At 65.0% G+C, this 23,345-nt stretch carries 22 protein-coding genes; 10 read left to right on the top strand and 12 right to left on the bottom strand.

Going from position 1 to position 23,345, the window contains the following annotated elements; genetic code table 11:
- Nucleotide 1: 1 nt before the first annotated feature.
- Nucleotides 2-937 carry a DMT family transporter gene (locus QO034_RS08140; RefSeq protein ID WP_284485015.1) on the bottom strand — a complete coding sequence of 312 codons (936 nt, stop codon included), beginning with the start codon at nt 935-937 and terminating at the stop codon, nt 2-4.
- Nucleotides 938-1,052: 115 nt separating this feature from the next.
- Between QO034_RS08140 and QO034_RS08145 the strand changes: the two genes are divergently transcribed.
- The gene (locus QO034_RS08145; RefSeq protein ID WP_284485016.1) at nt 1,053-2,108 is read left to right on the top strand and encodes an AbrB family transcriptional regulator; all 1,056 of its coding nucleotides are present in this window, start codon (nt 1,053-1,055) and stop codon (nt 2,106-2,108) included.
- On the opposite strand, the gene QO034_RS08150 is transcribed toward QO034_RS08145, so the two are convergent.
- Nucleotides 2,105-2,518: a Fur family transcriptional regulator gene (locus tag QO034_RS08150; protein ID WP_284485017.1), complete on the bottom strand. Its 414-nt coding sequence runs from the start codon at nt 2,516-2,518 to the stop codon at nt 2,105-2,107. The genes QO034_RS08145 and QO034_RS08150 overlap by 4 nt on opposite strands.
- A gap of 415 nt (nt 2,519-2,933) precedes the next feature.
- Between QO034_RS08150 and QO034_RS08155 the strand changes: the two genes are divergently transcribed.
- Nucleotides 2,934-4,220, top strand: coding sequence for a DEAD/DEAH box helicase (locus QO034_RS08155; protein ID WP_284485018.1), 1,287 nt, complete (start codon nt 2,934-2,936; stop codon nt 4,218-4,220).
- Between the two features lie 31 nt (nt 4,221-4,251).
- Here QO034_RS08155 and QO034_RS08160 read toward each other — a convergent pair whose 3' ends face one another.
- From QO034_RS08160 to QO034_RS08170, 3 genes are all read right to left on the bottom strand, one after another.
- The gene (locus QO034_RS08160; RefSeq protein WP_284485019.1) at nt 4,252-5,067 is read right to left on the bottom strand and encodes a DUF533 domain-containing protein; all 816 of its coding nucleotides are present in this window, start codon (nt 5,065-5,067) and stop codon (nt 4,252-4,254) included.
- A 56-nt stretch (nt 5,068-5,123) separates the two neighbouring features.
- The gene (locus QO034_RS08165) at nt 5,124-5,972 is read right to left on the bottom strand and encodes a tellurite resistance TerB family protein (protein WP_284485020.1); all 849 of its coding nucleotides are present in this window, start codon (nt 5,970-5,972) and stop codon (nt 5,124-5,126) included.
- 107 nt (nt 5,973-6,079) lie between these two features.
- Nucleotides 6,080-6,793 (bottom strand): endonuclease/exonuclease/phosphatase family protein, encoded by a 714-nt coding sequence (locus tag QO034_RS08170; RefSeq protein WP_284485021.1) that lies wholly within the window; start codon nt 6,791-6,793, stop codon nt 6,080-6,082.
- A gap of 116 nt (nt 6,794-6,909) precedes the next feature.
- Between QO034_RS08170 and QO034_RS08175 the strand changes: the two genes are divergently transcribed.
- Nucleotides 6,910-7,785 (top strand): DMT family transporter, encoded by an 876-nt coding sequence (locus QO034_RS08175; RefSeq protein WP_284485022.1) that lies wholly within the window; start codon nt 6,910-6,912, stop codon nt 7,783-7,785.
- A 4-nt stretch (nt 7,786-7,789) separates the two neighbouring features.
- Here the strand turns inward: QO034_RS08175 and QO034_RS08180 are convergent, their stop codons facing one another.
- A complete protein-coding gene (locus QO034_RS08180; RefSeq protein ID WP_284485023.1) occupies nt 7,790-9,208 on the bottom strand; it encodes a protein adenylyltransferase SelO in 1,419 nt (472 codons plus the stop codon).
- An 83-nt stretch (nt 9,209-9,291) separates the two neighbouring features.
- Here QO034_RS08180 and QO034_RS08185 point away from each other — a divergent pair, with 83 nt between their 5' ends.
- Nucleotides 9,292-9,711 (top strand): cupin domain-containing protein, encoded by a 420-nt coding sequence (locus QO034_RS08185; protein ID WP_284485024.1) that lies wholly within the window; start codon nt 9,292-9,294, stop codon nt 9,709-9,711.
- Between the two features lie 27 nt (nt 9,712-9,738).
- On the opposite strand, the gene QO034_RS08190 is transcribed toward QO034_RS08185, so the two are convergent.
- Nucleotides 9,739-10,875: an anhydro-N-acetylmuramic acid kinase gene (locus QO034_RS08190; RefSeq protein ID WP_284485025.1), complete on the bottom strand. Its 1,137-nt coding sequence runs from the start codon at nt 10,873-10,875 to the stop codon at nt 9,739-9,741.
- Nucleotides 10,876-10,938: 63 nt separating this feature from the next.
- Here QO034_RS08190 and tyrS point away from each other — a divergent pair, with 63 nt between their 5' ends.
- Complete coding sequence (gene tyrS / locus QO034_RS08195) at nt 10,939-12,186, top strand: tyrosine--tRNA ligase (protein ID WP_284485026.1); 1,248 nt, start codon at nt 10,939-10,941, stop codon at nt 12,184-12,186.
- Here tyrS and QO034_RS08200 read toward each other — a convergent pair.
- Entirely contained in the window at nt 12,121-12,585 is a 465-nt protein-coding gene (locus tag QO034_RS08200; protein ID WP_284485027.1) for a hypothetical protein, read from the bottom strand. The genes tyrS and QO034_RS08200 overlap by 66 nt on opposite strands.
- Nucleotides 12,586-12,694: 109 nt before the next feature.
- Here QO034_RS08200 and QO034_RS08205 point away from each other — a divergent pair, with 109 nt between their 5' ends.
- The 3 genes from QO034_RS08205 (at nt 12,695) to QO034_RS08215 (ending at nt 15,280) form a co-directional block, all read left to right on the top strand.
- The gene (locus QO034_RS08205; protein ID WP_284485028.1) at nt 12,695-13,450 is read left to right on the top strand and encodes a 3-hydroxyacyl-CoA dehydrogenase; all 756 of its coding nucleotides are present in this window, start codon (nt 12,695-12,697) and stop codon (nt 13,448-13,450) included.
- A gap of 103 nt (nt 13,451-13,553) precedes the next feature.
- Entirely contained in the window at nt 13,554-14,336 is a 783-nt protein-coding gene (locus tag QO034_RS08210) for a quinoprotein dehydrogenase-associated SoxYZ-like carrier (RefSeq protein WP_284485029.1), read from the top strand.
- A complete protein-coding gene (locus QO034_RS08215) occupies nt 14,333-15,280 on the top strand; it encodes a quinoprotein relay system zinc metallohydrolase 1 (protein WP_284485030.1) in 948 nt (315 codons plus the stop codon). The genes QO034_RS08210 and QO034_RS08215 overlap by 4 nt, the downstream gene beginning before the upstream one ends.
- A 9-nt stretch (nt 15,281-15,289) precedes the next feature.
- On the opposite strand, the gene QO034_RS08220 is transcribed toward QO034_RS08215, so the two are convergent.
- The gene (locus QO034_RS08220; protein ID WP_284485031.1) at nt 15,290-15,967 is read right to left on the bottom strand and encodes an adenine nucleotide alpha hydrolase; all 678 of its coding nucleotides are present in this window, start codon (nt 15,965-15,967) and stop codon (nt 15,290-15,292) included.
- Nucleotides 15,968-16,358: 391 nt separating this feature from the next.
- Here QO034_RS08220 and QO034_RS08225 point away from each other — a divergent pair, with 391 nt between their 5' ends.
- Nucleotides 16,359-17,408 (top strand): homocysteine S-methyltransferase family protein, encoded by a 1,050-nt coding sequence (locus tag QO034_RS08225; protein WP_284485032.1) that lies wholly within the window; start codon nt 16,359-16,361, stop codon nt 17,406-17,408.
- Nucleotides 17,401-20,124 carry a methionine synthase gene (gene metH, locus QO034_RS08230; RefSeq protein WP_284485033.1) on the top strand — a complete coding sequence of 908 codons (2,724 nt, stop codon included), beginning with the start codon at nt 17,401-17,403 and terminating at the stop codon, nt 20,122-20,124. Before QO034_RS08225 ends, metH begins: the two co-directional genes overlap by 8 nt.
- 3 nt (nt 20,125-20,127) lie before the next feature.
- Here metH and QO034_RS08235 read toward each other — a convergent pair whose 3' ends face one another.
- The 3 genes from QO034_RS08235 to QO034_RS08245 all read right to left on the bottom strand — a co-directional run bounded on the left by QO034_RS08235 (nt 20,128) and on the right by QO034_RS08245 (nt 23,339).
- Entirely contained in the window at nt 20,128-20,712 is a 585-nt protein-coding gene (locus QO034_RS08235; protein ID WP_284485034.1) for a rhodanese-like domain-containing protein, read from the bottom strand.
- Between the two features lie 5 nt (nt 20,713-20,717).
- A complete protein-coding gene (locus QO034_RS08240; protein ID WP_284485035.1) occupies nt 20,718-22,526 on the bottom strand; it encodes an ABC-F family ATP-binding cassette domain-containing protein in 1,809 nt (602 codons plus the stop codon).
- A 72-nt stretch (nt 22,527-22,598) separates the two neighbouring features.
- A complete protein-coding gene (locus tag QO034_RS08245) occupies nt 22,599-23,339 on the bottom strand; it encodes a GNAT family N-acetyltransferase (protein WP_284485036.1) in 741 nt (246 codons plus the stop codon).
- Nucleotides 23,340-23,345: the final 6 nt, after the last annotated feature.

Consider the following 23,345-nt stretch of genomic DNA (forward strand, 5'->3'; position numbering starts at 1 on the left):
GTCAGTTGTTCCTCGCTGATGGCTCGCCCGCGTCATAGCGGTCCATCCCCACAAGGGGAAGAGGCGCTTGGGTCGCATAACCGCGTTTGCGTTCCCGCCAGACCGTATAGATTCCAGAGGCCACGATGATCGCGGAACCGAACAGCATGGCCGCGTCCGGGTTTTCGTCAAAGACCGTGACCCCGACGATCAGGGCGAAGATCATCCGGCTGTAGCGGAATGGCGTCACGAAAGAGACGTCCCCGACACGCATCGCCGCCACGATCGCGTAATACGCCCCGACCGCCATAACGATGGCCCCCGCGATCAGCAGCCAGAGACGCGGCGTCGGCATCACGATGTCCTGCGGGCTGAACAGGGACAGCAGGCCCGCGGTCGGAATCAGGGTCAGGAATGCCAGGAAACTCACCTGAAAGGATGAAATCGCGGGCGGCACGTTGCGGGTCGCCAGATCCCGCAGGGCGAGACCGACAACGCCGAGAACCGCGAACAGCGACAGGGGATCGAACGCGTCCATACCCGGCCGGATGATTAGCAGGACGCCGCAGAAACCGACGAGAATCGCGCTCCATCGCCGCCAGCCGACCGGTTCCTTGAGAAACAGCGCCGCCCCCAGCGTCACCGTCAGCGGCGTCGCCTGAAGAATGGCCGAGGCCGACGAGATCGGAGTCAGGGCAATCGCCGTCACGAATCCGACGGTGCCGACCAGTTCGCCAAGGTTGCGCAACAGCATCACCGGGCTGACCGCGGCGCGCGGCAGCAGGCTCTGGCCCTTCCAGAGCGTGAGACCGGCAAAGGCGGCGGACCCGCCCAAACCCATCACGCCGATGATCTGCCACGTGGGCAGAGCCCCGGACATCAGCTTGATCAGCATGTCCTCGATGGCGAAGCCGAGCATCGCGAGCGTCATCAGCGCTGCGCCTCGCAGATTGTCCATGTCAGCCTCTTTCGGGAAAATAAGTCGTCGGCACCGGCAGTGGGCCGATTCGAACGACACTTCAAGGGCCGGCGACCCGGATTGCGGCGACGGTGGCCCGATGCTAGGCAGGCCCATGCCGGTTACATTTCGCCACAACATCCTGGTCGTTTCGGTGTTCACGGTCGCCTTGGGCGCGTTCGGCGCCTGGCTGGCCCATGCCGCATCCCTGCCCGCCTGGGTCCTGATGGGCCCCGCGCTGGCCGTCAGCCTGGGCGCCCTGACCGGCCTGCGGGTGCAGGTCGCCGATCCCATCCGCGATGCCTGTTTCGTGGTTCTTGGGCTGAGCATCGGAGCGGGGTTCGATACGGATGCCCGCGAGGTCCTGTTCCGCTGGCCGATGGCCTTTGTCGTCCTGGCGGTCGCGCTTGCCGTGACGATGCTCTGCTGCCGCGCGGTCCTGATCCGGGGATTCGGATTTGACGCCCGGAGCGCGAGTCTTGCCGCCGCGCCCGGTCATCTCAGTTTCGTTCTGGGCCTCGCAGCCGATCTGAAAAGCGACGTCGGACGCATCGCGGTCGTGCAGTCCATCCGCCTGCTGTTTCTGACGGTGTCGGTCCCGTTCGCGGCGCAGGCCATGGGATACGAATTCGCAACGATCCAGATGTCCTCGGGGCCACCGATGAACATGGCGGTTCTGCTCGCGCTGGCCGTGGCCTCCATCGTGCTGGGGTTCGCATTTCGCGCCCTGCGGTTCCCGGCCCCGCTCCTGATGGCGGCGATGACCGTGTCGGCCTGCGGCCATGTGACCGGCCTGACGCCCGGCGCGGTGCCGCAGCTTCTGCTGACCCCGGCCCTGCTGGTGCTCGGAACCCTGATCGGCACCCGGTTCAGCGGAATGAGCCGCGCCCAGTTCGGCGGCTCGCTGCTGGCGGGCGCCTCCACCACCATGATTTCCGTCGCGATCGCCATCCTCGCCGCTGCGCCGGTGGCGATGGCCTTGCAGATGCCGACAGCGCATGTTTTGGCCGCCTTCGCCCCCGGCGGACTGGAAACGATGATCGCCCTCGGTGTCACCATGGGCGCCAGTCCGGGGTTCATCGCCGCATGTCACGTCGCGCGGCTGATGATCCTGATCGTGCTGATCCCGATCTTCGCCGGACGCCGAACGCAGGTCAGCCCGTCGGGCTAGCGCTTGCGGGCCGGAACGCCGTAGAGTTCCAGCTTGTGGCCGCGCAGTTCATAACCCAGCTTGGCCGCGATCCGTTCCTGCAGCGCCTCGATCTCGGGATCGACGAACTCGATCACTTCGCCGGAATTCATGTCGATCAGGTGATCGTGATGATCGCGTTCCGCGTCTTCATAACGCGCCCGCCCATCGCCGAATTCGAGACGGTCAAGGATGCCCGCCTCTTCAAAGAGCTTGACCGTCCGGTAGACCGTTGCGATCGAAATGCCCGAATCCTGCGCGCTCGCCCGCGCATAGAGTTCCTCGACATCCGGATGATCCTGGCTGTCCTCCAGCACTTGCGCGATGATGCGCCGCTGGCCGGTCATGCGCAGGCCCATGGCCTCGCAACGTGAGATGATCGGTTTCGCCATGGCCATCCTCGTCCTTGCAGCGGTGGCGCCGGGTCTAGATCATTTCCACGGGCAGGAAAAGACAGAGCCAGACGATAAAACCCTGCCCGCGCCCGTCCGTGACGCAGCGCGACTTCCCGCCCCCGCAAGCCTAGCGGGTTGACTTGAGGCGCGAAAAGGCCCATGTCCCGTTCATTCGATGTCTTCTGCCGCGTGAGCAGGACAGACCGGAGGCGGCACATCCGCCCGGCCAGACGCTGGCCCGACTGAGAGACATCGGCACCGTGTTCCCAAAATCACGCGTGGGGCCAAAACGCCGGACCAGTCCGATCGCGGCATGTCGCCGCCGGACCCGAGGGCTGGCGCCCCCATGGGCCATCGCAGGATGGCCCGATTGAATCGGCCCGCGATCATCGCGGGCTCGAAAGGATTTGACTTGAGCGACTTTGAAATGATGGGTCTGCCCGCCAAACTGGTGGAGCGCCTGAAGAAGATGGGTTTCGAAGACCCGACCCCGATCCAGAAGCAGGCGATCCCGCACGCTTTGAACGGGCGCGATGTGATGGGCTTGGCCCAGACCGGGACCGGCAAGACGGCGGCCTTCGGCTTGCCGCTGGTCACGCGCATCCTCGAATTCGGCAGGAAGCCGGAAAATTTCACCGTGCGGGGTCTCGTCCTCGCTCCGACGCGGGAACTGGCGGGACAGATCGCGGACAACCTGCGCGCCATGACAGAAGGCACGCCGCTGAAGGTCGGAATGGTCGTCGGCGGGCAATCCATCAATACCCAGATCAACCGCCTGGAACGCGGCACCGACCTGCTCGTCGCCACGCCGGGCCGCCTGCTCGACCTGTTGGACCGCCGCGCGCTGACGCTGGACAGCTGTTCGTTCCTGGTCCTGGACGAGGCTGACCAGATGCTCGATCTGGGCTTCATCCATGCCCTGCGCAAGATCGCCGCGATGCTGCCCGCCGAACGCCAGACGATGCTATTTTCCGCGACCATGCCCAAGCAGATGAACGAGATCGCCAACAGCTATCTCAACCGTCCGATCCGGATAGAGGTTTCCCCGCCGGGCAAGGCCGCCGACAAGGTCACGCAGGAAGTCCATTTCATCGCCAAGGCGGAAAAGACCAACCTGCTGATCGAACTGCTCGACAAGCACCGGGACGAACGCGCGCTGGTGTTCGGACGGACCAAGCACGGATCCGAGAAGCTGATGAAGACGCTTGAAAAACGCGGCTTCGCCACCGTCTCGATCCACGGCAACAAGAGCCAGGGCCAGCGGGACCGCGCGATCGCGGCCTTCAAGTCCGGCCAGATCAAGGTTCTGGTGGCGACAGATGTCGCCGCGCGGGGGCTCGACATCCCGGATGTGAAGCACGTCTACAACTACGACCTGCCGAACGTGCCGGACAATTACGTCCACCGGATCGGCCGCACCGCGCGCGCCGGCAAGGACGGAGCCGCGATTGCATTCTGCGCGCCCGACGAGATGGACGAATTCAAGGCGATCCAGAAAACCATGGGGCTTCGCATTCCGGTTGCGTCGGGACGCCCGTGGGAACCGATGGAAGAAGAAGCCAAACCCAAACGCGGTGGCGGACGACCGGGCGGAAACCCGCGCCGGGGCGGTCCGTCCGGCGGCAAGCCGGGGAACGCATCAAGGCGTCGCCGCGGCCCGCAACGGGGCAAGGGCGGCGGCCAGAAATCGGCGGCCTGATGGCGAAAAGGCCGGGCTCTGGCCCGGCCTGTCAGTCCTGAACATACAACAGCGGCCGCCCCATCTGGGCATGCAGCGCGTTGACCACCCTCTCGCCCATGCCCAGACCTTCCGCCAGGCGATGCAGGAACACCGCCTCGGGCGGCGTGTCCAGCCGGACCGCCATCAGGGCCGCCGTATAGATCTGGACGATCTGGCTTGCCGGCGTCGCTTGCGCCAAGGCCGCGACGTCCAGCGGCTCCGCCAGAAGTTCCTGAACCAAGGCCCTGTCGGCGGGGTCCGGATTCGCTCCGAGGCTGCCGAGTATGACCTCCTTTTCCTCCGCGTCGATTTCCCCATCCGCCTTCGCGGCCATGAGGATGGCGCGCAGTATCAGAGCCGCGGATTTCTCGGCCTCGGGAACCGGCGCGCCCGAATTGTAGGTATCCAGCAGGTCGCCGATGGTTTCACCGGTTTCAGCCGCCGCGCCGCTGAGCGCGGTCATCATCGCGTTCACACCCAGATCGGCTTCGCTGTCGGATGCGGTTTGCACGGTGACTTCACTGTCGACAGGTTCCGAGGCGGAGGGTGCCGGATCGCTATCCGGCGCCTTCAAACGTTCGGGCAGGCGTCGCCCCGCCTGTTCCCTGACCAGGTTGCGCAGCCTCTCCTTGCCCTTGCCGTCCCTGAGATCACTGGCCAGGCGCTCGACCTTTTCGCGCCCTTCGCTGGCCCGGTCGAGCAAGGCCCGCGCCCGTTCCGCATCGACCGCTCTCTGTTCGTCATCCTCGTCCGCGGCACCTTTCAGCAAGCTGCGCGACCGGGCATAGCCCACCGCGACCTTCGCGAGGGTCGCCACCACCGCCATTTACCAGTCCCTCCCCTGCCGGAGCCATGTGCTCACGATGCGAGCATCGTTCGCGATCAAGCGTAAAGCGGCTGAGCCCCCATCTGTAAATGCAGCGCATTGACAATCTGCTGGTTGAGACCCAGCGCCCTGGCAAGCCGGTCCAGATAATGCGCTTCGCCCTGCGTATCGAGCCGGATCGACATCAGCGACATGGCATAGACCTGCATCTTCTGCGCGTCCGGCGTATCCGCGGCGAGGCTTTCCACATCCACGGGGGCGGCAAGTTGCGCCTTGACGAAGGCGATATCTTTTGCGTCGGCGTCTTCACCGACGGTTTCCATGATCTTGTCCTGTTCGGCGCGGTCGATCTCGCCATCCGCCTTGGCCGCCTGGATCATCGCCCGCAGCATCAGCCCGGCGGCATCCTCCGCCTGCGGGGCGGTCCTGGCCGTATCGAACTGGTCGATCATCGCGCTGGTGCTTTTTCCGGTCACGGCGGCGGCTCCGCCAAGAGCGGCCAGGATCCCGGCCAGCCCCGCCCCGGCCCCGCCGCCGGTGGCGGCGCCGGACAGCAATCCGCCCTTGTCGCCCGAAGATGCGCCGCCGCCAAGCATCGACGACAGGTCGAACCCGCTCTGCCCCGCCATCTTGGCGATCATGTTCTGCATGTCGGCAAGACCGCCGCCGCCGGACATCTTGGCCAACATGTCCTGCAAGCCGCCCATGCCGGAGCCGCTGGCCATCTGGGACATCATGTCCTGCATGTTGCCCAGGCCCGGCGCCTGATCCGCTTCAGCCTCGTCCGGCGATATGCGTGCGCCGCCGAACAGTTCCCCGATGCCTTTCGACCCGCCCATCCTGTCGATTCCGCGCGCCGCGGCATAGCCGATCGCAACCTTCGCCAGCGTTCCCATCAAACTCATCGTGTCACCCCCCGGTCCAAAATGAAAAACCTGCCTTACGGTGACAGATCGCACGCAGTATGAAAGAAAAAAATGGTCCGGGCCACAAAACTTGCCGTCCCGCCGATTCAGTCCGCGACGAGATCGGCCCAGATCGGAAGATGGTCCGACGCGATCTGCGCGGGACGCTGGGAATAGACCCCGTGCCGCGCCGCGCTCAGCCCGCGCCCCAGCGCGATCCGGTCCAGCGCCCCGACAGGGCGCGGCGCGGGAAAACTGGCCTGAGGCGGCAGGAAACGCATCTGCGGGGCACAATGGTCCAGAACCGGCTGGCGCGACCATTCGTTGAAATCGCCGGCCCAGACCGTGGGGAGTTCCGGCCAGTCTGACATTTCCGCGGTCAGGTGCAACAGTTGCTGGCGGCGATACTGACCGATCAGCCCGAGATGCAGGCCGATGACCCGCAACGGTCCCAGCGGCGTGTCCAGTTCCACCCGCACGGCCCCGCGCGGTTCCAGACCCGGCAGGGAAACATGCCCCAATCCGGTCAGACGGATACGGTCGTCGCGCCAGATCACCGCGTTGCCATGCCAGCCCAGCGATCCGGCGCCGCCGAGATCCGCGATCTGCCAGCCCGCTTCGTTCAGAACGAAATGCGGCAGCGCCGCAGGCCGGGGCGGTAGCCGCTTGTCGGCCTCCTGAAGAACCACGACCGAAGCGCCCATCCCGTCCAGCACCTGGAGGATGCGCCGCGGCCGGCGCCGCATGTCGAGCCCGACGCATTTCTGGATGTTGTAGCTGCCCAGGCGCAGGGTCGCGGAATCGGCGGTAGACGGTTTCATGCGGTTTGGGACTCCCGTTTCGGTCCTCCCATTTCTTGCGGCCAGTTCTCCGGAACCGCAAGCCCGGCAATCCTGAACCCCTTGACTTGTGAAGCATCTGCACATCCCTTGAGCGAATGGATCAAAAGCGCGCAATCGACGGGTTCGGAGCGGCGGCACTCGCCGGATTTGCCGCGATCCTGGCGTTCAACCAGGTGGTGATCAAGGTCACGGGAGACGGGTTCGGACCGGTCTTTCAGGCAGCCCTGCGCTCCGTCGGAGCGGCGTTCTTTCTCCTGATCTGGATGCGCGCCCGCAACATTCCGCTGGCCCCGCCAAGGGGAACCCTGCTGTGGGGAACGCTATCGGGACTGGTTTTTTCCATTGAATTCATATTCATATACAACGCACTTGACCTGACGACCGTATCGCGGGCTTCGATTCTTTTCTATTCGATGCCGGTCTGGGTGGCCTTGGCCGGCCACATGCTGTTGCCCGGCGAGCGCCTCACTCCGGTGCGCGCCATCGGACTGGCGCTGGCGCTGGTGGGCGTCGCGCTCGCCTTCGCCGACCGCGGCAGCGGCCAGGCCAGTCTCGCGGGCGACCTTCTTGCGCTTGGCGCAGCGCTCGCCTGGGCCGCCATCGCGATCATGGTGCGCGTGACGCCGATGGCGCGGATGCGGCCGGAATCGCAATTGCTCTGCCAGGTGGCGGTGTCGGCGGTCGTGCTGATGGCCCTCGCTCCGCTCTTTGGCGCCCTGATCCGCGAACCGGAATGGTTTCACATCGCGGGGATCGGCTTTCAGGCCATCGTCGTCGTCGGTCTGGGATATCTCATGTGGTTCTGGCTGATGACGATCTATCAGGCCAACGCGGTCGCGTCGTTTTCGTTCCTGTCGCCGGTTCTCGCGGTGTTCTTCGGCTGGGCGATTCTGGGCGAAACGATCGGGGTCCAGATCTGGGTCGCACTTGGCCTCGTTGCCGCGGGAATCACGCTGATCAACCGCCGCTGACCTTTCAGGTTCCGCAGAAGGTCGCAGCGACGACTTCGGAAGGCGCCGGGGGACGCATCAGGTCCGCATGGTCGGGCTGATCGTCGAACGGCCGCTTCAGCACCGCGTTCAGCCGGTCGAACAGGGCATAGTCGCCATCGACCGCCGCCGCGATCATCTGTTCGATCCGGTGATTGCGCGGGATGAAGGCGGGATTCGCGGCATTCATCACGGGCACGGGATCCGGTTCATCCCGAAGCCGCGCGCGCCACCCGTCGGCCCAGGCGTCGAAGGCTTCGGGGTCGGCGAACTGATCCCGCGCCGCGGTCCCGGCCAGCGCACGGAAAGTGTTGGTGAAATCCGCCTGCCCCGCCGCCATGAGATCGAGCAGGTCGTTGATCAGCACATGATCGCCGTCCGAGGCTTGCGTGATACCGATCTTGGCGCGGAAAACGTGAAGCCAGCGATCGCGGATCAGCCCCGGCATCGCATGAACGATTTCCGTCGCCTCCTCTACCAGCGCCTCGCGGTCTTCGGCCTGCTGGATCAGCGCGGTGGCCAGCTGGGCCAGGTTCCAGACCGCGATATCAGGCTGGTTGGAATAGGCATAGCGCCCCATCCGGTCGATCGAACTGAACACCGTGTCCGGGTGATAGACATCCATGAAGGCGCAGGGACCGTAATCTATCGTTTCGCCGGAGATCGACGAATTGTCCGTATTCATGACCCCGTGAATGAACCCCACGCCCATCCACTGCGCGATGAGACGCGCCTGCGCGTCGCGCACGGCGGCGAGCAGCCCCATCGGACCGCTGACATCCGGATAGTGGCGCGCGATGGCATAGTCGGTCAGCTGTTTGAGGCTGCGCGCATCGCCGCGCGCCGCGAACACCTGAAAAGTTCCCACCCGCAGGTGGCTTTTGGCGACGCGGGTCAGGACAGCTCCGGGCAGAACCGTCTCGCGATAGACGGCTTCGCCGGTTTCCGCCGCCGCCAGTGCGCGGGTGGTCGGAATGCCCATGGCATGCATCGCCTCGCTGACCACGTATTCACGCAGCACCGGACCCAGCCAGGCCCGCCCGTCGCCGCCCCGCGAATAGGGCGTACGGCCCGATCCCTTCAACTGGATATCGCGGCGCACCCCGTCGGTGCCCAGGGTCTCTCCCAGCAGCACCGCGCGCCCGTCGCCAAGCTGCGGATTGTACTGGCCGAACTGGTGGCCGGAATAAAGCTGAGAGATGGGCGCGGCGCCATCCGGCACCACATTGCCCGCAAAGACCTGCGCCATTTGTTCGGCATCGCCGGGGCTGATCCCCAGAAGCCGCGCCAGATCGTCGTTGAAGGCGACGAGGCGCGGGGATTTCACCGGATCGGGCGCCTGCCGCGAATAGAAACTCGCGGGCAGGCGGGCATAGCTGTTGTCAAACGGGATCATCAGGGCCATGGGAGATAGATAATCGACCAGTTCGAAATTACCATAGACCCGGCGCGCGCCGGGTATCCGGTTCGGCCGGACGAGGAGGCTCCATGACCGCAGAGGACATCATTTCCCGGCTCGATCTCGCCCCGCATCCCGAAGGCGGCTGGTATCGCCAGACCTGGCAGGCGGACAATGCCGGGCGCGCAACCGGCACCTGCATCTATTTCCTGCTGCGAAACGGCGAACGCAGCCATTGGCACAGGGTGGATGCCACCGAAATCTGGCTGTTTCACCTGGGCGCGCCGTTGATCCTGTCGATTGCCGCGACGGACGCGGGCCCCTGCACCGATCACAGGCTTGGACCGGATCTGGCCACCGACCGCCCGCAGGTCATCGTGCCGGCGGATCACTGGCAATCGGCGCGCAGCACCGGATCGTTCACGCTGGTCAGTTGCGCCGTGTCGCCGGGGTTCCGGTTCTCGGGTTTCACCCTCGCGCCGCAAGGCTTTGACATCCCTCGGGGTTGAGATCAGGCTCTCCCGGCCGGGCGGGACCTAGACGGGTGTGGCTTCTGTCGAGGGAACGCTGATCACCCCGCCGCCCACCGCCGCGCTCACCCCGGTCGTTCCCGGACAGGAGGTCGCAAGCCCGCGCGCCACCCGCACCGCAAGAAACGCGAATGCCTGCGCTTCGAGCATGTCGCCATCGAGTCCGACAGTCTCGACCGGATCGACCGGGCAATCCAGCGCCACGCGCAGCATTTCCATCACGACCGGGTTGTGACGCCCGCCACCCGTGACCAGCATGCGCGCGGGCGGGCTCGGGCAATGCTCCATCGCCTGCACGACCCCGGCGGCGCACATGCCGGTCAGCGTCGCCGCCGCATCGGCATCCGCCAATTCCCGGACGAGGTCGATCATCTCTGAAAAGTCATTTCTGTCCAAAGATTTCGGCGGAATCCTTGAGAAATACGGCTCCGCCAGAAACAACTCCAGCGCGCCGGCTTCCACCGCGCCACGGGCCGCCAGCGCACCGTCCCTGTCCATGTCCTGACCCAGACGCGCCTGCATCAGGTCGTTCACCGGGGCATTGGCCGGGCCGGTATCGAAGGCCAGCAAGGCACCGGCGATTTCGGGCCGGGCGAATGACGGGTCCACATAGGTCAGGTTCCCGACACCGCCGAGATTGAGAAAACAGATCGGGTCCGTGGCGCCGATCATCTTGGCGCAGGCGAAATGAAAAAATGGCGCCAGCGGAGCGCCTTCTCCGCCCATCCTCACGTCATCGCTCCGAAAGTCCCAGGCGACGGGAACGCCGGCGGCTTCCGCCAATGCCGCTCCGTCGCCGACCTGAAGCGTGCCGCGTCCGCGCGGGTCATGCGCCAGGGTCTGCCCGTGATAGCCGATGAGATCGACCGGATCGAAAGCCTGCACGAGTTCGGCATGGGCCGCGTCCACGGCGGCGGCGGCGGCCTCGACATCCGGCCCGGTCCACTGCCCCAGGGCCGCCCGCAGAACCGATTGCTCTTCGCGCGAATACGGCCGGTATCGGCTTGGCCCGAATCCAATGATCCAATGCCCGTCGGTTTCCACGACCGCGGCGTCCACCCCGTCCAGCGATGTGCCCGACATGAGGCCAAGCGCCAGCATCGGTCCAGTGGTCCTGCCTGATCGTTTCACGGCCTTATTCATGGCCTTTTCCTTTGCGCAACTGCCGCCTATACACTGCCCCGCAACAGCAACCCGAGGCAAGCCATGACCTACCATCCCAAATCGGATTTCATCGCCATCATGATGGAACGCGGCTATCTCGCCGACTGCACCGATTACCAGGGCTTGGACGAGGCCATGATCGCCGGGGTGGTGCCCACCTATATCGGTTATGACGCGACCGCCAAGTCGCTGCATGTGGGGCATCTCTTGAACATCATGATGCTGCGCTGGCTGCAAAAGACCGGGCACAAGCCGATCACCCTGATGGGCGGCGGCACCACCAAGGTGGGCGATCCCAGCTTCCGCGCCGACGAACGGCCGCTGCTGACCCCGGCGCAGATCGACGAGAATATCGCCGGCATGAAGCAGGTCTTTGCCAAATACCTGACCTATGGCGACGGGCCGACCGACGCCCTGATGCTGAACAACGCCGAATGGCTGGACGATCTGAACTATCTCGATTTCCTGCGCGACATCGGGCGGCATTTTTCCGTCAACCGGATGCTGTCCTTTGAATCGGTGAAATCGCGGCTCGACCGGGAGCAGTCGCTGTCCTTCCTCGAATTCAACTACATGATCCTGCAGGCCTATGACTTTCTCGAACTGAACCGGCGCTATGGCTGCCTGTTGCAGATGGGCGGCAGCGACCAGTGGGGCAATATCGTCAACGGAATCGACCTGACCCGCCGGGTGCTCGATCACGAGATCTACGGGCTGACCTCGCCGCTGCTGACCACCAGCGACGGGCGCAAGATGGGCAAGAGCCAGGGCGGCGCGATCTGGCTCAATGCCGACATGCTAAGCCCTTACGAGTTCTGGCAGTTCTGGCGCAACACCACCGATGCCGATGTCGGGCGGTTCCTCAAGCTCTATACCGAACTGCCGGTCGCGGAATGCGACCGTCTGGGGGCGCTTGCGGGGTCCGAGATCAACGACGCCAAGATCATCCTCGCGGGCGAGGTCACGACCCTGTGCCACGGGGCCGAGGCGGCTGCGGCGGCGGAAGCCACCGCGCGCGAGGTGTTCGAGAAGGGCGGCATCGGGGATGACCTGCCGACGCTGTCGCTGACGCAGGGCGACCTGCCGATCTCGATCGTGCAGGCCATCGTGCGCGCGGGACTGGCCAAATCCGGCAAGGAAGCGAAGCGCCTGATCGCCGAACAGGGTGCGCGGATCGACGACGCCCCGCTGACCGACGCCGGTCTGATGCTCGATGCGTCGGCGCTATCCTCGCCGGTCAAGCTGAGCGCGGGGCGGAAACGCCACGCGCTGGTGCAGCTGGCGGGCTGATCGCTCGGGCATCCCGGCCTTGCGCAGCCTGTCAATATACTGCGCAATCCCGGGGTGTCCGCGTAGCTGCTGCCGTCCCTGACCTTTGCGATTGTCTGGCTCCGATGCCGGACCATGTCTCGGCCCGCCGCGTGTCCAGACCCGTATCGGTCGCGCGATGTTCTTCAGGCTCCGCTCACCGGCATCGTCAAAGGCCGGGCGAAGTGTGCCGTCCAGCGCACTGGCGAAGGTCACGATCCAGCCGTCGCCCATGCTCTTGACCAGCTTGCCCCGGTTTCCCGCAACCGATGGGGTGAACAACTCCGCCCCGAGACGCGGCAATGCCGCCAGCGCGCTTTCGGACTCCTCGTCCATCAGGCGGGAATAGCCGGCCACATCGGCGGCGAGTCTGCGTTCCATGCAGCGCAGAGTGACGTTAGGGCACAGATCTGGCGAGCGCGCCGTCGTGCTGGACAATAACGGCCGGTGGCGGGTATCCGGACGCATATCCGAATAAAGGGGAAACACCATGCAACTGTCGACAACAGCCGCTGTAATCACAGGTGGCGCTTCGGGTCTCGGAGAGGCCACCGCCCGTCATTTCGCCGCCAACGGCGCCAAGGTCACGCTGCTGGACCGGGACGCCGAGCGCGGCCCCAAGGTCGCCGAAGAGATCGGCGGATATTTCGCGCAGACCGACGTGACCGACGAGGATTCGGTCGCAGCCGCCATCGCGCTGGCGGTGGAAAAGATGGGCGGGATCACCGCCGCCGTGAACTGCGCCGGCATCGGCACCGCCGAAAAGACCATCCACAAGGAGGGTCCGCACAGTCTCGACCACTACCGCCGCATCATCGACATCAACCTTGTCGGCAGCTTCAACGTCGCGCGGCTGGCAGCGGTCGAGATGGCCAAGAACGAACCCGAACCGGACGGCGCGCGCGGGGTGATCATCAACACCGCCTCGGTCGCGGCCTTCGACGGGCAGAAGGGCCAGGTCGGCTATGCCTCCTCCAAGGGCGGCATCGTCGGCATGACCCTGCCGATGGCGCGTGACCTGGCCCGCGAGGGCATCCGGGTGATGACCATCGCGCCGGGCATTTTCATGACCCCGATGCTCGCCGGCCTGCCGGAAGAGGTGCAGAAGCAGCTTGCCGCCGACGTGCCCAACCCGCCCCGCCTGGGCGATCCCGCCGAATACGGGCGGCTGGCCGGGTTCATCGTCGAGATGGGCTATCTCAACGGCGAGGTGATCCGCATCGACGGCGCCCTGCGGATGCGGTGATCGCGCGACCAAGGTCGGATTTCCGGAGTTCCCGGTTCCGTGCTATGCCTAGGGCACGGTGCCGGGCACCCTGTCCCGAGGCCGCCGACCGGGAGATGCCCCTATGCTGAAACCACTGGCTTTGCTGTTTTCCCTGACAGTCGGGACCGCCGCATTCGCCGGCGACCTGCGGACGCCCCTGGCCGATCCGATGCAGTCGGGCATGTGGACCTATCATCAGAAGGAGCTTCTGGGCGATCCCGAAAGGATCGGCTTTGACGCACGTGTCATCGTATCGGCCCCGGACAATGCCGAAGACACCGTCAACGTGCCGCTTCTGGTGGACGCCACGCAACTGGACGATGTCGAGGAAATCCTGATCTTCGCCGATTACGGCCCGATACCGCATATCCTGACCTACTACCCCGGTTCCGCCGAACCCAAGATCGCGCTGCGGTTCAAGATCGATCAGGCCACGGCGATACGGGCCTCGGTCCGCACGTCCGATGGCGCATGGCATGTCGGCAGCACCTATGTCGATGCCGCCGGCGGCGGCTGCACGGCGGCGTCCCATGCCTATGCGAGCGACGACTGGGAACAGAAGCTGGGAAACATCCACGGCAAGGTCTGGGCCGACTCCGGCCGCGCCCGATTGATCGTCGATCACCCGATGGACACGGGCCTCGCCGATGGCATACCGGTGTTCATCATCCAGTCGCTCGATATTTCCGACGTGGAAGGCGCGCAACTGGCGCGTCTCGAACTGCATGAACCGGTTAACGAAGACCCGGCCTTCACGCTCTATTTTCCGCCCGCTTCCACTCCGGACGCGCTGCGGATCTCCGGCCGGGACAACAATGGCAATGTGATCGACGGGCTGATCACAGTCGCCGGCTACAACGGATGATCACCCGCCGCCACGCGCTTTGCCTGATCGGATCGGGGGCGGCAAGCCTGCCGGGCCTCTCGCATGCACAGGCCCGCCTCACCTACGAGCTGACCCCGAAACCCGTCGCGCAGGGCGTCTGGATGATCGAAGGCAGCACGGATTATTTCACGATGGAAAACGGCGGCGCCATCGTGAACTGCGTGCTTCTGCAAGGCGATTCCGGGCTGATCGTCGTCGACACCGGCCCATCGCTGCGCTTTGGCGAGGCGCTGCACCGGTTGGCCCGAACGCTGGACATTCGCGGCGTGTCCGAAGTCGTCAACACCCATCACCACCCGGATCATTTCTTTGGCAATCAGGTCTTCGCCGGGCAGCCCATACGCGCCCTGGGCGAGACGATTGGACTGGCGCAGGCCGAAGGCGACGGGTTTGCCGACAACATGTATCGCCTGCTGGGAGACTGGATGCGCGGGACCGAAGTCACCCCGCCCCGCAACGTGATCGAAGGCGGCGACACGACGATCGACGGGCGCGCCCTGACGATCCTGCCGCTGTCGGGCCACACCGGCGCGGACATGGCGATCCTGGATCAATCCACCGGCATCCTGATTGCCGGGGACCTGGTCTTTTTCAACCGCGCTCCGACGACGCCATCCGCCGATCTGGCGCAATGGCAATCGTCACTGGGAACGCTGGCCGCCCTGCGTCCGGCGGCCGTTTTGCCTGGCCACGGCCCACTGGACCCGTCCGGGGACGCGATCCGCCAGACTTCCGCCTATTTGGACTGGCTGGCCGACACACTGACCCGGTCGGCGGAGAACGGGCTGGACATGATCGAGGTCATGCAGTCGCCATTGCCGAAACGGTTTGCCGCGATGGGGGCACAACCGCAGGAATTCCAGCGCTCCGTGTCCCATCTCTTTCCCGATGTCGAACTGAGCGTTCTGCCGCGCGGAAACTAGGCGACCGGCCTACCCCGCCGGCGCCAGCGAGAAATCGGAATAGATGAAACCGTCGCATTCGACGGTCGCGCCAAGCACCAGATCGACCGGCGTCCGGAATCCCGGCGCGTCGGTCACGACCGTGTGGAATTCGCCCCTTTCGCCGCAGGGATCGACCCCGTCCGGCAACGCCTTCAGAAATGCCCGATCAAAACACGCCCCGCAAAGACCGCGCGGCAGTTTCGCGGGATCCAGCGTCACGACCTGCGCCCGAAGCCCCGCAGAGATCATGTCCCTGGCCAGAAGGTCCGTATCGCGCCCCCAAAGCGGGAAATGCGCGGTCAGTCCCAATTGCGCCAGCCGGGATTCGCGATAGGCCCGGATATCGTCGAGGAACAGGTCGCCAAAGATCCAGTCGCGGATACCATCATCCGACAGTTGCCGGGTCGCGGCCCCCATCAGCGCCTCGTAGTCGGCATTTGAACAGGGGTATGGCAGATCCACCTCGATCAGCGGCAGGTCCAGCGCCGCCGCTTGTGCGCGAACCACGTCGCGCCGGGTTCCGTGGATAGCCACCCGGTCATGCAGAGCGTTGAAGTTCGACAGCAGCGCCACGATCTCAAAATCGCCACTGGAGCGCGCTTCGTGCAGCGCGAAAGCACTGTCCTTGCCGGAACTCCAGGACATGATGGCGGGACGCGGGCTCATGCGTGGCCCTCGACGATCCGGTCTTCATCCCCCAGCAGGTAAAGCGTTTCCACGGTTTCCTCCGTCAGGCAGACGATCCGTTCGGGTGGAAATATGCGCATGGCGAGGCATCCGTCAGATTTGCGTCCGCCCGTCCTAGTTCATGCAAGGCGGTTCGCCCAGAGCCGGAACGCCATCCGCTGCAGAATTGCGCGGCTGTTTCCCGTCTCCTGCCCCCGGCGGCGGTCCCGGTCGCTTTCATTGGCTCTCAACCGCCTAAAATTTCACACAAAACCGGCACGCATGGAAGAAATATAAATTTACCTCATAATCTTGAGCAGTATTATGAATTTGATGTCAGAGTTCACAGGGTGTAGTTCGGGGTGCCGATCCAGAAACGCAGTGGGCTGCCATGAAGATTTTCCGACTCCCCGAAACCGATACCGTCAGACGCTTGCAGGCCATGGCCCGCGACCGGATCCTGATGCTCGACGGCGCGATGGGGACGATGATCCAGACCCTGTCCCTGACCGAGGACGATTTCCACGGGCGCGGCGGCTCTGGCACGGGCTGCGCGCATCCCACCGATCACCCGCAGAAGGGCAACAACGACCTGCTGACACTGACCCAGCCCGAAGCCATTGAAAGGATTCACTTCGATTTTGCGATGGCGGGCGCGGATATCGTGGAAACGAACACCTTTTCGTCGACGACCATCGCGCAGGCGGATTATGGGTTGCAGGCGGCGGTGCACGATCTCAACGAACAGGCCGCCCGCGTCGCCCGGCGCGCCATCGACCGCGCCACGGCGATTGATGGGCGCGAACGCTTCGTGGCCGGCGCGGTCGGCCCGACCAACCGGACGGCGTCGCTGAGCCCGGATGTCAATGATCCGGGTTTTCGCGCCGTCACATTCGACGATCTGCGCATCGCCTACGGGGCGCAGATCCGTGGCCTGATCGCGGGCGGGGCGGACCTGATCCTGATTGAAACGATCTTTGACACGCTGAACGCAAAGGCGGCGATCTTCGCCTGTTTCGAAGCCTTCGCCGAGCATGGCAAGCGCCTGCCGGTGATGATTTCGGGAACGATCACCGATGCCTCCGGACGCACGCTGTCGGGGCAGACGCCGACCGCCTTCTGGCATTCGGTCAGGCATGCGCGGCCGTTTTCGGTCGGCCTGAACTGCGCGCTCGGCGCCGCCGCCATGCGGCCGCATATCGCGGAAATCGGCGGCGTCGCGGATACCCTGGTCTGCGCCTATCCGAACGCGGGCCTGCCCAACGCGTTCGGCCAGTATGACGAAGGCCCGGAAGAAACCGCGGCCCAGTTGGGCGCGTTTGCGTCCCAGGGGCTCGTAAACATGGTCGGCGGCTGCTGCGGCACGACGCCCGACCATATCCGCGCCATGGCAGAGGCCGTCGCCGCCCATGCACCCAGAAAGGCGCCTTTCCATGACTGACCGATACCTGCGGCTTTCGGGTCTTGAACCCTTCGTGCTGACCCCGGAAATCCCCTTCGTGAACGTGGGCGAACGCACCAATGTCACCGGCTCCGCCCGGTTTCGGAAGCTGATCAAGAACCAGGACTACGCCGCCGCGCTGGAGGTCGCCCGCGACCAGGTGGAAAACGGCGCCCAGATCATCGACGTCAACATGGACGAGGGGCTGATCGATTCCCGCGCGGTGATGGTGGAATTTCTGAACCTGCTGGCGGCAGAACCCGATATCGCCCGCGTCCCGGTGATGATCGACAGTTCGAAATGGGACGTGATCGAGGCCGGGTTGAAATGCGTCCAGGGCAAACCTGTGGTCAATTCCATCTCGCTGAAGGAAGGCGAAGCCCAGTTTCGGGAACAGGCGGAACTGTGCCTGGCCTATGGCGCGGCGATCGTCGTCATGGCCTTCGATGAAGAAGGACAGGCGGGCACCTGCGCGCGCAAGACCGAAATCTGCGCCCGCGCCTACAGGATACTGACCGAAGATGTCGGCTTTCCGCCCGAAGACATCATCTTTGACCCGAACATCTTCGCCGTTGCGACCGGCATAGAGGAACACAACAACTACGGCGTCGATTTCATCGAGGCAACGCGCTGGATCCGCCGCAACCTGCCGCACGTCCATGTGTCGGGGGGCGTGTCCAACCTGTCCTTCAGCTTCCGCGGCAATGAAACCGTGCGCGAGGCGATGCATGCGGTGTTCCTCTACCACGCCATCGGGGCCGGCATGGACATGGGCATCGTCAATGCCGGGCAGCTCGCCGTCTACGATCAGGTCGACCCGGAGCTGCGCGACGCCTGCGAAGACGTGGTTCTGAACCGCCGCCCGGACGCGACCGAACGGTTGCTGGCCCTGGCCGAACGGTTCCGCGGAGATGGCAAGCGCGAAGACAAGGCGCGCGATCTGGCCTGGCGCGAATGGGCGGTCGAGAAGCGGATCGAACACGCGCTGGTCAACGGCATCACGGAATTTATCGACGCCGACACCGAAGAGGCGCACCAGGCCGCGGCGCGTCCGCTGGACGTGATCGAAGGCCCGCTCATGGCCGGGATGAACGTCGTCGGCGACCTGTTCGGCGCGGGCAAGATGTTCCTGCCGCAGGTCGTGAAATCCGCCCGCGTCATGAAACAGGCCGTCGCGCTGCTCCTGCCCTACATGGAAGAGGAAAAACGGCTGTCCGGCGGCGGCGGGCGCGAAAGCGCGGGCAAGATCCTGATGGCGACGGTCAAGGGCGATGTCCACGACATCGGCAAGAACATCGTCGGCGTCGTTCTGGCCTGCAACAACTACGAGATCATCGACCTCGGCGTGATGGTGCCGCCCCAGAAGATCATCGAAACCGCCCGGACCGAAAATGTCGACGTGATCGGCCTGTCCGGACTGATCACGCCATCGCTGGACGAAATGGTGCATCTTGCCGCCGAACTGGAACGCGAGGATTTCGACATTCCGCTGCTGATCGGCGGCGCGACCACGTCCAAGGTGCATACGGCGGTCAAGATCGCCCCCGGCTACAGGCGCGGACAGGCCATCCACGTGAACGACGCCAGCCGCGCGGTCGGAGTCGTGTCGCACCTGCTAAGCCCCACCCAGAAGTCCGCTTTCGTCACCGGAATACGGTCGGAATATGTGGAGGTTGCGGAAAAACATGCGCGCGGCGAGGCGGCGAAATCCCGGCTCGCGCTGCAACAGGCGCGGAACAACGCGCTGAAACTGGACTGGTCCGCATATGTCCCGGTGCGACCGCGGTTCACGGGCGCGCGGGTCGTCGACGACTGGGACCTGGCCGAGATCGCGGAATATATCGACTGGACACCGTTTTTCCGGACATGGGAACTGAAAGGCGTCTTTCCCAAGATCCTGGACGACGAAAAACAGGGGGAAGCCGCACGCGCCCTGTTCGCCGAGGCAGAGGCCATGGTGCGCCGGGTCATCGACGAGAAATGGTTCAACCCGCGCGCCGTGGTGGGGTTCTGGCCGGCGAATGCTGTCGGCGACGACATCCGGGTGTTCACCGACCCGGCCCGAGACAAGACGCTGGCGACCTTTCACACGCTGCGCCAGCAAACGGCGAAACGCGCCCCGCGCCCCAACCTCGCCCTTGCCGATTTCGTCGCCCCGACCGGTGCGGCCGAGGACTGGATCGGCGGATTCGTGGTGACGGCGGGGCCGGAAGAAACCGGGATCGCCAAACGTTTTGAAGAGGCCAACGACGACTATTCCGCGATCCTGGTCAAGGCGCTGGCGGACCGGTTCGCCGAAGCGATGGCGGAACTCCTGCATGCCCGCGTGCGCCGCGACTATTGGGGAACGTCGCCCGAAGAACGCTTTTCGCCGCAGGATCTCATCGACGAACCCTATGCCGGCATTCGGCCCGCGCCGGGCTATCCGGCACAGCCGGACCATACGGAAAAGACCACGCTGTTCCGCCTTCTGGACGCGGAATCCGCAACCGGCGTGACCCTGACGGACAGCATGGCGATGTGGCCCGGATCGTCCGTGTCGGGCCTGTATTTCGGCCATCCGGAAAGCTACTACTTCGGGGTCGGCAAGGTCGAACGCGACCAGGTCGCCGACTATGCGCAACGCAAGGGGATGGACCTGTCCGAGGCGGAGCGATGGCTGGCCCCGATCCTGAATTATGTTCCCGGTGCCAGAAACACGCTGGCCGCCGAGTGACCTTCAGTCGACGGTGACGGGGACAGGCTGCGCCACGCTCAATTCGCCGCCGGCATCCAGCCAGCCGTCGGTTCCGTCGCGAAACCAGTAGACGCGTTCGTATCCGAGCGCCGCGATGCGCTGCGCCGCGTTCCAGCTGATCCAGCAATCCGAGATGCAGAATACGACGATGGGTCGGGATGTGTCCCCATCCGTCACGCGCGCCAGGTTTTCCGTGAGATAGGCCAGGATCGCCGGTTCGATCGCCCCCGCGCCGGTTTCCGGCAACCACAGGGCGCCCGGCAGGCTCTGGCGCGGTTTGGACACCAGCCAACGGCCATCCAGTTCGTCAAAGCGGGACTGCGCCGCGCCAAAGACATCCAGCGCAATCGCCCCACCGGACAGGAGGTCCTTAACCCGGCCCGCATTCACGACCTGCGCCGGCGGGGGAATGTCGTCGGGTGTCGGGGCGCGATGGCGGGAAATCCGGTATCCGGTCTGCGGATCGAAAAGGTCCGGCCGGGCCGCCTGAAGGTCCTTGAAGGAGGCCGAAAACAGAGGCGCCGCGATCAGGCTGAAGACGAAGAACAGGATGCGGATGCTTCGCATCCGGCTCAGCCCCCGGCCTTTTCTTCCAGCTCCAGCCACTCCGTTTCGGCGGCGGACAGGGCGGACTGGCGCTGCACCAGCGCCTCGGTCGCCTTGCGGAACTTCACGGGTTCCCGCGTGTAAAGATCGGGGTCGGCCATCAGGGTTTCCAGCTTGGAAATCTCCGCTTCCAGCCGCTCGATCTCGGCAGGCAGATTTTCCAGCCGGTGCTTTTCGGTGAACGACAGCCCGTTCTTCGCGGGCGGGTCTTTTCGGGCCTTTTCCTTCGCCGGGCGCGCGGCCTCCGGGATTGCCGGATCGGGCCGCTCGCGGCGCTGCGCCATGTAGTCGCTCCAGCCGCCGGGATAGGCCACAGCCCTGCCACCGCCTTCCATCGCGATCGTCATGGTCGCGACCCGGTCGAGAAAGTCGCGGTCGTGGCTCACCAGCAGCACGGTGCCGTCATAGTCGTCCAGAAGTTCCTGCAACAGGTCGAGCGTTTCCACGTCCAGATCGTTGGTCGGTTCGTCGAGCACTAGAAGATTGCTCTGCCGCGCCATCAGGCGGGCCAGAAGCAGGCGTGCCTTTTCGCCCCCGGACAGGGACCGCACCGGCGCGCGCACCTGCGCTTCGTCAAACAGGAAATCCTTGAGATAGCCGACGACGTGGCGCGGCGCGCCGCGGACCATCACCTGATCGGCCTTGCCCGACACCCGCATCTCCGCATCGCCGGTCAGGCTGTCCCAGAGGCTCAGGTCCGGGTCCAGTTGCGCCCGCGCCTGGTCGAACACCGCAATTTCGAGGTTCGTGCCCAGCTTGACGGTTCCGGCATCGGGCCGGATTTCGCCCAGCAGCAATTTCAGCAGGGTCGTCTTGCCCGCGCCGTTCGGCCCGACGAAAGCCACGCGATCCCCCCGCTGGACGGTCAGAGAAAAGTTTCGAACGATCGCCGTCTCGCCAAAGGATTTGGAGATGCCGGTGGCTTCGATGACCTTCTTTCCGGACTTGTCGCCGGACTGCAACGCCAGTTCGGCCGTTCCCTGCCGGCGGATCTGGCCCGCCCGTTCCGCCCGCAGCGCCTGCAAGGCCCGCACCCGCCCCTGATTGCGCTTGCGCCGCGCGCTGATGCCTTCGACAGCCCATTTGGATTCGGACTTGATCAGGCGGTTCAGCTTGTGACGCTGCATGTCCTCTTCTTCCCAGATCGCATCGCGCCAGGTTTCGAAGGCGTCAAATCCCTTGTCCTGGCGGCGCACGGTACCCCTGTCGATCCAGAGCGTCGCCTTCGCGAGACGGCGCAAGAAGGCGCGGTCGTGGCTGATCAGGACGAAGGCCGCACGGGTCGAGGACAGCTCCTGTTCAAGCCAGGTGATCGCCTCGATGTCCAGGTGGTTGGTCGGCTCGTCCAGCAGCATCAGGTCGGGCGCTTCGCCCATCAGCTTGGCCAGCGCCGCCCGCCGCCGTTCGCCGCCGGACGCGGTGGAGACAGCACGCGCCGGGTCGAATTTCAGCCCCTCGCCCGCGCGCTCGATGCGATAGAGTTCCCCCGGCGCGACGCCGCTGGCGGCATAGTCGCCCAAGGTGGCGAACCCGGACATGTCGGCGTCCTGTTCCATGTAACCGACCGTGTTGCCGGGGGCCACGACGAGGCTGCCAGAATCCGGTTCGACCAGCCCGGCCATGACCTTCATCAGGGTGGATTTCCCGGATCCGTTGCGTCCGACAAGCGCCAGCCGGTCCCCCGGTTGCACGACCAGGTCCAGCCCGGCAAAGACGGGATCTCCGCCAAAGGTGAGCGATACATCGGAAAGCTGAAGCAATGGGATACGGGCCATGCGCGTCAGCTAAACCGGCCCCGCGGCGGCGTCAACGTGCTCTGTCGGTGCCGCCGCGAGAGCGGGCGGGCATCACGCCGAAATCGCGAGCAGCTGGCGGCGGCGCGGTTTCGGAATCGCTTCGGTCTCCAGCGCCGTGAAAACGTGCAGCGTGTTCATCTGCCGGTCCACAACAGCATGATCGCTGACCCAGCCGCCCATCCTCAGGTAGCTGCGCAGCAAAGGCGGCATCTGCGCCAGTCCGCGCGTTCTGTCGGGACTGTGCCGCACCAGTTCGGAATACCGGAACACCTCGCCGGACTTGATGCCCGGCATCCAGCGCATCGGCGCGAGATGCGCGGCCTTGAGCAGGGCGAAACTGTCCAGATAGGCAGACACCTCCGTTCCCGCGAAAGAGGAACACCCGGTCAGCAGCCCGATATCATTGGCATCCACGAACCTGGCCAGGGCGCCCCAGGCGATCCGCAGGATGTCGGGATCGCGGCGGCCGGGACGCACACAGAACCGCCCGAGTTCGGCGATACGTCCCGGAAAGCCGGACAACCGCGTCAGGTCGTAGAACTGCGCCGAATAGCTGCGGTCAAGGTCGGCTGCGCCCTGAAACAGACGGATGCGGAAACAACAGACCAGTTCATCGGTTTGCCGATCCAGCACCATCATGTGGCGGCACTCCGCATCGAATGCGTCGCTGTCTGGCGCGTGGGTTGAAAAACACCGGGCGCGCAGGTTTTGCGCGCGCACGAGATCCTGGGCGTTTTGCGCGAATCTTGCGCTGTATCGGCCCCGTGTCAGCACAGGGTCTCCAAAGGGCATCTCCGG

The organism is Sedimentitalea xiamensis (assembly GCF_030164465.1).
GTDB lineage: Bacteria > Pseudomonadota > Alphaproteobacteria > Rhodobacterales > Rhodobacteraceae > Sedimentitalea > Sedimentitalea xiamensis.